This window comes from Flavisolibacter ginsengiterrae DSM 18136 (assembly GCF_059568575.1).
On sequence record NZ_JCANTR010000041.1, the window covers coordinates 1 to 10,589 of the forward strand.

Below are 10,589 nucleotides of genomic sequence, written 5' to 3' on the forward strand. Positions count from 1 at the left end.
CTATGTGTTCTCCTATGTTTGTAATTGTTATGATTTAGTTCTTTGAGATTCTATTTAGTTCCCAATAGATTTGAGTTTTTAAAAGTGAAAAAGGGTGGGAGTGATATGTTTTTAAACCGCCTTTATGGCATGTTGTCACATAGATAATGCCCCATCCTTTTTATCTCTTAGAGTTTGAACAGAATGTAAGGAATACGCTACAGGTGTATATCCAGAATATCCAGCCAGGAGACAAAACGAAGGGAGATTTTTCACTTTTATACTTTTAAATGATTGGAAATGAAAAAAATTGTTAAGCAGGCAGTGGGCATAGATGTAGCCCAGAATGAGTTAGTTGTTACTGTAGGCAGGATGTTCGATGACCTGACACCTGAACTGTATGCAAACAAAACCTTCCGTAATACAAAAGAAGGTTTTTCAGCGCTGGTATTGTGGGTAAACAAACTGACCGATCCTTCCTGCCAGCTGCGTTATGTGATGGAAGCAACGGGAGTGTATCATGAGTCGCTGGCTTATTTTTTAAATGAGAAAGGCCTGGAGCTAACCATCGTGCTGCCTAACAAGATCAGCAATTATCAAAGGACACTGGAAGTAAAAACAATTACCGACAAAACTGCTTCAGAAACGATTGCAAGATTTGGCCTGGAACGAAAGCTTGATGCATGGCAAAGGCCTAAGCCCATATTTAAGAGAATCAGGCAGCTAACCAGGGAAAGGGGTCAGGTGGTACAGGCAAGAACGGTAGCCAAGAACCAGTTGCATGCAGAGCAGGCGGAAGCTGAACCCGGAAAGAGAACCATTGAAAGATTGAAAAAGCAGATTGCCCTTTTCAATGACCAGTTGCAGCAGATTAGCCAGGAAATACAGGAATTGGTGAAAACCGAGGAGCAGGTAGATAAGGCAATTAAACTAATTACAACGATACCTGGAATTGGGATATTAACGGCAGCCACGGTGCTTGCAGAAACCAATGGTTTTGAACTGATCAGGAATAAAAGGCAGCTCAGTAGTTATGCGGGTTTTGATGTAAAGGAAAAACTATCCGGCACTTCGGTGAAGGGGAAGCCGAAGATATCGAAGAAAGGAAACAAACACCTGCGAAAGGCGATGCATATGCCAGCTCTTGCAGCGATACGACATGAGGAGCGGTTTAAGGATGTCTTTGCAAGGTTGGTATCCAGGCATGGAATAAAGATGAAAGCAGCGGTAGCTGTTCAGAGGAAGTTATTGGAAATGACTTTTACCATTTACAAAACCAATACACCATATCAAAATGACTACCACACAAAAAATGAAACGGAAGAAAGTATCACAGTATAAAAAAATTAGAGCGGTCAATAAATGACCGCCCTAAACAGGCTGGCTCAAGGCCGCCTAAAGCACAAAAATAAATAAATTAACTATTGGATCTTAACACAGAATCTATGTGGTAAAAATTCTTTTCATCCTAAGACGAATGTCTGCTATTAAAAACATCTCTCTATAACGAAAGACACTGGATTTCTATGCCGAAATCAATGCTAGTATAAACAACTTTCCATAAGATAAATACTCCAGCGTTGCATTACATATGCAATGCCACTTCCCTGGGAATCATTTTCTTCACTTTTTTGGACCAGCAACTTTTGAACGCCTCAGCGAGCTAATTAAAAATAAAATCATTGTTAAACGCAAATACCCCAGGCCGGGTTTTGAAATGTTTTTTTTCTTAAAAAGACGGAATAGACTATAATGCGCTAAACCTGGTCCTGCAAATGAGTATTCCTCAACTACAAACAAATATTGGTATAATTATCCATAATTAATATTTCAAATTATATTGAATTGGTTATAATTTATACATTCCTTATCTTTGAATCATATAGTTTTACTATTTAACTATGAAAAGATTTAATATTCAAAAATTTAAGCTAAAGATCCAGGAAATCTCGCAGGCTATTAATCTTACCACAGTAAAAATTAATAACTCTGAGGGAAAGTCCCTTAAAGCATTATCTATTCATGATGCTCTTAATCTACCGGTATTCCTGAAGGAATATACATGGATTACCCCTGAATCTTTGCAGGTTTGGTATCATTCCGCCCAATTCCATAAAAAGCACTTAGATCTCAAAAGACTGCAAAGGAAATGGGAAAAGGAATTGGAAAGTTTAAGTATTAATGATGGCCACGGTGACATGTTATTGAATCAATGGCGTTTATATGTGCCTCACCCTCGGCGTTTGCTCTTGCTTAAAAAGTTGATAAAGCTTGCTGAACACCTGTCTCAGAATGATGATGCTGCCAGTGAAATGCTCTTCCACACGCTTGAAGTAGAGTTTAACTGCTACCTGTCAGCTTCTGATTTTGCTGTTTTAAATATATCGGGAATAAATAAATCTTTAAACCCCACTCTTCTTGAAATCTTTCATAAGTTCTTAAAAGCTGATCTGGTTCGCCTTATACGTAATATTTATAAAGGAATAAGGCGTGATTTAAGGCAGTTTTTTCGGAGTATAATTCATTTTCTGTTTAAGAACATGAGTGATGAATCTGATGCTGATAATTTTTTGTTCAACACTTTGTCGAATAAAAGATTATTAACTGTTCAAATTCATCATTATGACAATCAAAGAAATAATAGAAATTTTAAAACAAATACGCAGTCATCCCGATCGTTCACCTGATCAGGTAGAGGCAATCAATAATGCTATTTCCCTTTTACAAAAAAACAATACCAGGAATCAATTGATCAGTGCCACCAAAATACTGGCTGACTTAATTAGCATCGGTATCAAAATATTTGATTCATGAAAATAGGTAAAGCAATACAGGAGCTCAGAAAACAAAGTGGTCTATCGCAAGCGGCCTTGGCCAGGAAAGTAAATATCACCCAGGCAGCTCTTTCGGGCATTGAAAACGGAAACAGGCCCACTGATGAAACTATGAAAAAACTTTGTGTTGCCTTAAATGTTCCTGAATCCTTGATATATGCTATGGGAATGGAAAAAGAAGATGTGCCAGATGAAAAGAAAGAATTATACGATAGCTTGTTTCCTGTCATCAAAGAACTGGTCTTTAAAATAGCCGAAACCCGGTAACCCCAGGCCAAAAATTGAACAGATTAAAAGGATTTTAAGTATTAAAGAAATGTGAATCCTATTTATTGATTGATCATTTTGATTTGCGCACAAATTGAAAACCCTCAAATGATTGCAATGCCTGCATAATAAACCCAACATTATTTCCCACAAGCACATGATATTTAGATTTTTTAAATTCTGTCATAATGCCAATTAACTTATAATCAAATTCCCATTTTCCATGTATAAACGATGGCAATATTTGCCACAGACCACAACCGCTTAATCCGTAAGGCTCTGGATCTACTTTCTCTTTTCCCTGGTTATTAAGATTGATGCCCTTGCCAGCGAAATCCAATAAATAGTTTTTTTCTTTTTCTTTTTTATGAAATGCATAGGCCTCATCCTTTGATCCCTGCAAAAGATAAAAGGACATTCCAGCGTATACAGTTTTTCCTTCCGTCTTTATGTTTTTTACCGGGTATCCGGCAACCACATATTGAAGTATCCTTAGTAAAGAATGATCTCCACGAATCTTTGAGATAGGCAGAAATGTATAGGATTCTGCTAAAAGTTTTCCTACTTCTTCATCCAGTATAATATAGGCAACATCAGTGTGTTTATCTTTTTCCAGGTCTGTTTCTCTTGAACCTCCACGCACTATCAGGAAACCTTTTGGTGTATTGATGTATAGATTTATTTCTGAAGTAACTGCGGTGACATGCGATGCAGTAAATACAAGGTATTTGCTGTTTATCTCTACCAAAACACCCGATCCAAATGGTTTATAGCCATAGGCTCCGCCTTTTTCAAGTAATTGAACTGTATGATAAAATAATTTTTTTGTAGCAATTTCATGCACATTTTTATCAAAGATTTCTTGTGTCAATTCCATTTGAACCTCAATTTACTGTAAGGTGTTTCAATCACTTTATGTTTTTGCCAGGAAAATCAAATATTGAAAACACCTTAACAGCAGCTTCTAAATAATTTTTAAAATGATTGCAATTTAGATTTCTATTTATTTTACTTTAACGAGCAAGATGTTCTGATGCCCAAATTAATTTGAATTATTTAAAAAAAATCGGTGTACTAATGGTCAGGAAGTTTTCAGATGAAATTGAAGAAAATGCAAACACGTTATTGGTAGGTACACTTCAGAAAATGTTTATTGAAGCCGGACGAAAGCTCAAGGTTTACACATATAATAAGGAAAAAGGAATCGACTTCAATTTTGAGATAGAAAGCCGCGAAGAAAAACCTGTTACACTGGCAATGTTCTTTTTGCAAAATAAGGGGGTGGATGAAAAAATTAAACCATTAGAAAAGGGACCTGAAAAAGGTAAAATTTCGTTCAAGTTGGATGATGTGAGGCAGGTAAATTATTTCTGCAATGAACTTGATCAGCCGATGATCATCACGGTCTGCGATTTAGAATCAAAGACTATTTATTGGGAGCCTATTCAATTGTCATCTGGTGTTTACCTTAAAAATGTTCACGATATATTACAAAAGGTTGCCAATAAGAATAGAAAAGGAAAATCAATCCAGATTTATTTTAATCCCAATAAAACCTTACTTAAGAAAGGGCAGCCAGTGGCAGAAAATTTCTCAATTTTTTTGAATGATATCGAAAAATCAAAAAAGTACCTTACTGCAAGAAATTTTCAGCAGGTCAACCGCCGCGATGATGAAGAAAATGATGTTATTGAAGTCGACAATACCCTACCAATAATCGACCAGCTGCATAATTATTTAAAGGTACGGTTTGAAGAAATTTTGTTATTGCCGGCAAAGTTCTGGGCATACGATTATCCTTTTAAGACTTCAGACAGGGCATATTTTATCTATGACCAGTTTTGTATACAGACAGATAATGAAGAGTTGTGGAATTTCCTGTCATCTTTACGGATACATAAGGATAATTCTCTTGAATTCATGGATACTCGTTTTATTCATAATGTTAATGCATATGAAGAAAAGACACGGTTTATACTAAGAACACTTACCCGTAACCTTGTTTTTTATGTGGAATATGTGTATGGTAGTGGTAGAGTAGATATCCGGTACATTGAACCCGCTGAAAGAAATTGTTTAAAATCTTTTTATGATAAGCTCATACTATCTAAAACGCTTGAAAAACTGGATGAGACCAGTGAAGATATTGAAGTGCTTTCCAGGCAGGGATACATCAATTACCAGCTTGGCTTCTTTATAAATGCAGCAAAATGTTTTTTGGCAGTTCACTCCAAAGCAACACAGATGGGTCACCCCCTCAGGGCCATAATTGCCAGGTATAATTTGTCAAAGCTTCACCGTTTTATCAAATACAGTTTTTCCGGGGAGGAAGCAAATCCCGCACTGGTAAAGGAATTGGAAAAGACTGGCAGCCTGCTAGACTTTGATCTGTTGAATATGGAAAACAACCGGTCTGTTGCAAGGTGGATAAAGGAAAACCGTTTTTTCTTAGAGTTTCAGTATGAAATAGAGCAGGCGCATTTTAAGTTGAAAGACTATTATTTCAGCCAGTTATGGGGAGGTCGTAGTTCCAACGCTTATACAAACGAACTGTATACAAATCATGCAATTCTCGAAAATTTTCTATCGCGTAATTTTATTATCTACGATTATTTTTCGGAATTCACACAGCTCACAGAAATGTATATCGAATCTTTGTTTTCTTCTTATGCAGTACACAATTCCATGTACAGCAGGCTCTCTCATTTTAATGACTGGATTGTTACAGTTCTGATTTTTCATGGCGATGCTGAATGGATCAATAAATATTGCAATCGTTATTTTGTAAAAAGCATACAATATGAAAGATCGGCGACTGTAAATGGATTTATGGATTTGGTGGGAAATTTTTTCAAAGATGAACAATTGAAAAGCGTTTTTGAAAATAAGCAAATGGAAGAACCTTTTTACTTTCAGCAGAAGTACACAAAATTTCTCAGCAACATCCTGGTACTTGCTACATATATGGATTTGCCAGCCAGGGATGTAAATGAATTCGTGATTCTTTTGAAACAATACATGACCTGGCAGAAACAGATGAAGTATCATCGAACTGTTAAATACATATTTTCTTTTTTTGAAAAGAAGGGTGCCCAATTAGAAATGGCAGTTATAGTTGATTTCTTCTATTTTTTCTTTGACTGTGAATACCTGCATGATGAAGAATATTTGTCGAGGCTTGCTGAAATTTTTAACAAGAAAAATGACGGCATCACCTTTACACCAGTCTTGCGTGAGCAAATTGAAGCTATACAGGGCGCCAGTTGCCCTTTGTGTCACCGGCAGCACGACCCAACCATGTGGGTGCCATTTTATAGAATAGTTGATAATGATTCTGACCGTGATTATGTGCGTCAAAAGATTACAAGCATTTTGAATCAGAATTTCAACTGGCGTTTATATTATCTGGCGGCTATTTTTGAAATTTTGGGAGTGGAAAATTCGTTTTTTCAATCATTTATTTCCATTCAAAAACCCAAAGAATTCAGACCCTTTTCCCATTTTTCAAAAGATGAGTTGAACAGAGATTACCGGTTGGGGGCAATTATTAACCTTTGTTTTAAATACCATATTGATACAAGCGAGGTGCGGTTTAATCATTTACGCGGATATGATTCTTATTATGATTGGTTGTTGGATATGGAACACTTTAACTACGATCATTTTAATCCAAGATGGGTAAGCGAAAATGTTACCAAATATTATTTTGAAAAAATGAAAAAACTGCCTGTGGTAAGAGAAAAAATCCTGGCATACATCCAGCAGCATCACGACCCATTATTGAAAGATAATTTTATTGCAATGTATGGAGATGTTAATCAGGACTAACCTTAAAAAAATCGACTTAAAACTTCGACCAAACTTAAAATGTAAAAAACTTATTTTGAATCAGGTATAATATTTATTGAATTAATCACAAGGGGAAGTGTTCTTAAACCGGGTTTACAACTATTTGCAATTTGGTAATTAGAACACCTGGTATTATTACTGGCATTTACATAATTTTATGTTTAAAATTGGCTTTTCATCAAAAAAATGACCTACTGGACAAAAAATCCTGAAAAATTGCACTATAATTGTAGTAATAACTGCTAGTTGAGACCTTGACTATGACGATCAATCCCTCACATATCCTCAATAATTCTAGACTTGACAACAACTTTTGGGATTTAAAAATATTGGCTCAAAAGTATATATCCAGTATATTAAATAAGTATAGGGTTACACTAAAAACTGGTTACGTAAAACGACTTAATAAGAGACTTGAGAAGTGCGTAGTTATATATGCTGGTATCTTATCTATGATGGAGAAAGGATTGACGGTTGAAGAAGCAAAAGAGATGTTGCTCATAGTTAGGAAGGCTTTTAAGAAAAATAGGCAACTCTACGCTTCATTAGAAGAATTAAAATTCTTTCACAATCATGATACAGAAGTAATTGCTACGGATCTTCTATCTACAATTTACAAAATAGAATCTATCACAAGAAGAATTGCACATTCAAACACAAAAGCAAAAGATAAAAATCTTGAGAATTTCACTTCTAGAATTTCAAGGAGAAATTTATCTTCACTGAATGCTTAGACAAAGAGACGTTATCATTGTTTACGACAGACTACCCCCAGACGGCAAAACACAAAAGCATCCTTTTATAGTACTTTCTTGCCAACGGGCTATAGAATTTCAGCATTCATTCATTGGCATTATGATGACTTCTTCTGAAAATTATGATGATGCATTTAGTTATTACGTAACAGATGAAATGTTTGAAAAACCATTGAAAGAAGAAAACTGTCAATTAAGACTTCACATCATTTCTCATTTAATGGAACATGATTTAGATGAAACAGTTAAGCAGCCTGTCAACAGAATGAAAAAAATTGACTTTGATAAACTTCTTGATGAAATTTTTAATTTAACCTTCTCATTGGATTAAACAAGAAATAATAAGAAATTTATAAAAGGGATTATTTTGTTGAAAAACAAAGCCTGGTTTAGTAATACTTCTGCATGATTTTCTTTTTGTCCTTATTTCTACAATGATATACTTATGTTACAATTTCAGTAAACACAACTTTTGAGATAGGTAGAATTTGAATCAAGCTAACTTATGTATTTTCCTTTATGATAACCAGATACTGTTTCGCAACATGAACCTTGTTTCTTCACATCCTTCCCAACCAGTCAATCATCCTGCTCGTATACCCATACTCATTATCAAAAAAAGCAAACGACCGCAGGTGATTACCCAGTACAGATGTTAGGTTCCCATCCACAATAGCCGAATGCCTATTCCCTTTAATATCTAACGACACCAGCGGTTCCTCCGTATACTCCACTATTCCTTTATACGCATTAGTAGCCGCAGCTCTGAAAATAGAATTCACTGCCTCTTTCGTTATATTTTGTTGTAGCACAAAGCTGAAGTCCCCAAACGCACCGTTAACCACGGGCACACGCGTTGTCATGGCAGCTATCTGGTTCTTCAAACCAGGAAACAAACGTTCCAGTGAATGTGCCAGGTCCACAGGCACGGGGATAATAGATTCCGCAGCAGATCTTCCCCTGCGGAAGTCTTTATGAGGAGCATCCACCAGTTCCTGGCGTGAGGTATAGGAGTGTATTACGTTAATTTGTACCGATTCAATACCAATAGGTTCCAGTAGTTTGATCAGTAGGGTAGAGCAATTGGTCATACAGCCACCAGGGGATATAATAGTCATGTCATCGGACAGGGCGTCTTCGTTACACCCATAAATCATCAGTGGAATATCTTCCGACCCGGTAGTTGACAGTAATACTTTTTTAGCGCCAGCTCTCAGGTGTTGCGCAGCAAGATTATAGGAAGTAAAATGCCCGGAGCATTCAAGCACCACATCCACGCCAAGCTCATTCCATGGAAGTTTGGATGGGTCAGGTTCATGAAAGCAGGAAACAGAATTTTGACCACATGTAATTTTCTCATCAAAAGCAATCGGGTAGGGGAAGTTCCCGTAAACGGAATCGTGTTTGATAAGGTAAAACAGGTTTTGAAGGTCCATGATATCATTCACTGCCACGATCTCAATATTCGGATTGTCAATCAATCTTCGAAACAGCAGGCGACCAATCCGTCCCATACCATTAATAGCAATACGCATCGTTATTTTTTAAGCCAGCAAAGAAAGATCAATTTGAGGACATCTTAACCTTGCCAAAAAAGCAATATTTAATCATCATTAGACGATTGATTTTTATCCGTCATCCTATGTTTGTTAGAGAGAATTGATGTGAGGAACTTTGTAGTGTTAACCTTATTTCAAACAGAAGAGGAAGGAGGAATCAGATTAAGTCTCCGTCATGGGTCAGAAAGACCGTTCGCAATGCTAATCCCTTCTTCCTTTACTGCTTTTACCTTGGACAGTTCCTTAGGCCTGAAAGAGCCTGTATAAAGGATTGATAAGGCGTGGCAGTAATTTTTTCTTCTGCCTGACAATGTAAACTTATGTGGTATGACAAAGCTAAGAAGTTTTGCAGGCATTGACGTCAGCAAAGACACCCTGGATGTATGTCTACTCAACAGCCTTGAGGGCACAGCCCGCACCAGGCAGTTTTCAAACAATGAAGCCGGCTTTTCAGCCCTTAGTCAGTGGCTGACCGGACGCACTCATTGTGTCATGGAGGTAACCGGTCCTTATTACCTAAGAGTGGCCTTTTACCTGCATAAAAAAGGTTTTTTACTCAGTGTGGTCAATCCCTTAGTGATCAAGCACTATGCTAAGATGAAACTTAGCAGAACCAAAACCGACCAAAAGGACGCAGGTCTTTTGGCTCAGTTTTGTAAAGACCAATCTCCAAAGGAGTGGATCCCTCCTAAAAGCTATGTAATCACCCTTCAGCAATTGGACGGTGTGTTGGTACAACTCACCAAACACCACGCCGCCCTTACCAATCAGCTACACGCCTTTGAGTGCAGTGGCGGGCTGCAAAATGATACCAGGCGTTTGTTGCAAAAACTGGTTGAGCAAGTTGAAAATCAACTCCAAAAGGTAGAAGCCAAAATGCAATGCCTGATTGAGCGCTATCATGGAGAACTTCTTGAGAATCTCACCTCCATACCAGCCTTGGGAAAGAAAACCGCTTTTATGCTCATTGTAATTAGCGGAGGCTTTACCCGGTTTGAAAATGTCAGGCAGCTTTGTTCCTATGTAGGACTTAGCCCCCGCATCTATGATTCGGGAAAGAAAAAAGGCAAAGCGCCCATCTGCAAAATGGGCATGAGCAGAGTACGGGCGTTGCTGTACATGTGCTCGTGGAGCGCTATTAAATGCAATAAGACATGTAAAGCTCTCTATGAACGCTTAATCCAAAGAGGCAAGGCTACGAAATTGGCCTTGATTGCGGTGGCGAATAAACTGCTCAAACAAGCATTTGCCATCGCTACTCATAACTGCCCCTACCAGGAAAACTATCAAAAAAATATTTGTTTTTGAACACAGTTCATTGCGATGAGCTTGAAAAACCATTCGGT

Annotated in this window: 9 protein-coding genes; 7 read left to right on the top strand and 2 right to left on the bottom strand. The window is 37.2% G+C overall.

The window, feature by feature from the left end; all coding sequences use genetic code 11:
- The first annotated feature begins 279 nt into the window (after positions 1 to 279).
- From BP74_RS21265 to BP74_RS21275, 3 genes are all read left to right on the top strand, one after another.
- The gene (locus BP74_RS21265; RefSeq protein WP_496376795.1) at positions 280 to 1,320 is read left to right on the top strand and encodes an IS110 family RNA-guided transposase; all 1,041 of its coding nucleotides are present in this window, start codon (positions 280 to 282) and stop codon (positions 1,318 to 1,320) included.
- A 560-nt stretch (positions 1,321 to 1,880) separates the two neighbouring features.
- Positions 1,881 to 2,666 (top strand): hypothetical protein, encoded by a 786-nt coding sequence (locus BP74_RS21270; protein WP_496377525.1) that lies wholly within the window; start codon positions 1,881 to 1,883, stop codon positions 2,664 to 2,666.
- Between the two features lie 123 nt (positions 2,667 to 2,789).
- The gene (locus BP74_RS21275) at positions 2,790 to 3,080 is read left to right on the top strand and encodes a helix-turn-helix domain-containing protein (RefSeq protein WP_496377527.1); all 291 of its coding nucleotides are present in this window, start codon (positions 2,790 to 2,792) and stop codon (positions 3,078 to 3,080) included.
- A 73-nt stretch (positions 3,081 to 3,153) separates the two neighbouring features.
- Here BP74_RS21275 and BP74_RS21280 read toward each other — a convergent pair whose 3' ends face one another.
- On the bottom strand, positions 3,154 to 3,957 hold the full coding sequence (locus BP74_RS21280; RefSeq protein ID WP_496377529.1) for a hypothetical protein: 804 nt from the start codon (positions 3,955 to 3,957) through the stop codon (positions 3,154 to 3,156).
- A gap of 200 nt (positions 3,958 to 4,157) precedes the next feature.
- On the opposite strand from BP74_RS21280, the gene BP74_RS21285 reads away from it, so the two are divergent.
- The 3 genes from BP74_RS21285 to BP74_RS21295 all read left to right on the top strand — a co-directional run bounded on the left by BP74_RS21285 (position 4,158) and on the right by BP74_RS21295 (position 8,015).
- Positions 4,158 to 6,908 carry a DUF4365 domain-containing protein gene (locus tag BP74_RS21285; RefSeq protein WP_496377531.1) on the top strand — a complete coding sequence of 917 codons (2,751 nt, stop codon included), beginning with the start codon at positions 4,158 to 4,160 and terminating at the stop codon, positions 6,906 to 6,908.
- A gap of 281 nt (positions 6,909 to 7,189) precedes the next feature.
- Positions 7,190 to 7,663: a hypothetical protein gene (locus BP74_RS21290; RefSeq protein WP_496377533.1), complete on the top strand. Its 474-nt coding sequence runs from the start codon at positions 7,190 to 7,192 to the stop codon at positions 7,661 to 7,663.
- Positions 7,656 to 8,015 (top strand): hypothetical protein, encoded by a 360-nt coding sequence (locus tag BP74_RS21295; protein WP_496377535.1) that lies wholly within the window; start codon positions 7,656 to 7,658, stop codon positions 8,013 to 8,015. Before BP74_RS21290 ends, BP74_RS21295 begins: the two co-directional genes overlap by 8 nt.
- 229 nt (positions 8,016 to 8,244) lie before the next feature.
- On the opposite strand, the gene BP74_RS21300 is transcribed toward BP74_RS21295, so the two are convergent.
- Entirely contained in the window at positions 8,245 to 9,219 is a 975-nt protein-coding gene (locus BP74_RS21300; RefSeq protein ID WP_496377537.1) for a type I glyceraldehyde-3-phosphate dehydrogenase, read from the bottom strand.
- 351 nt (positions 9,220 to 9,570) lie between these two features.
- Here BP74_RS21300 and BP74_RS21305 point away from each other — a divergent pair, with 351 nt between their 5' ends.
- Positions 9,571 to 10,551 carry an IS110 family RNA-guided transposase gene (locus BP74_RS21305; RefSeq protein ID WP_496377507.1) on the top strand — a complete coding sequence of 327 codons (981 nt, stop codon included), beginning with the start codon at positions 9,571 to 9,573 and terminating at the stop codon, positions 10,549 to 10,551.
- Positions 10,552 to 10,589 lie beyond the last annotated feature (38 nt).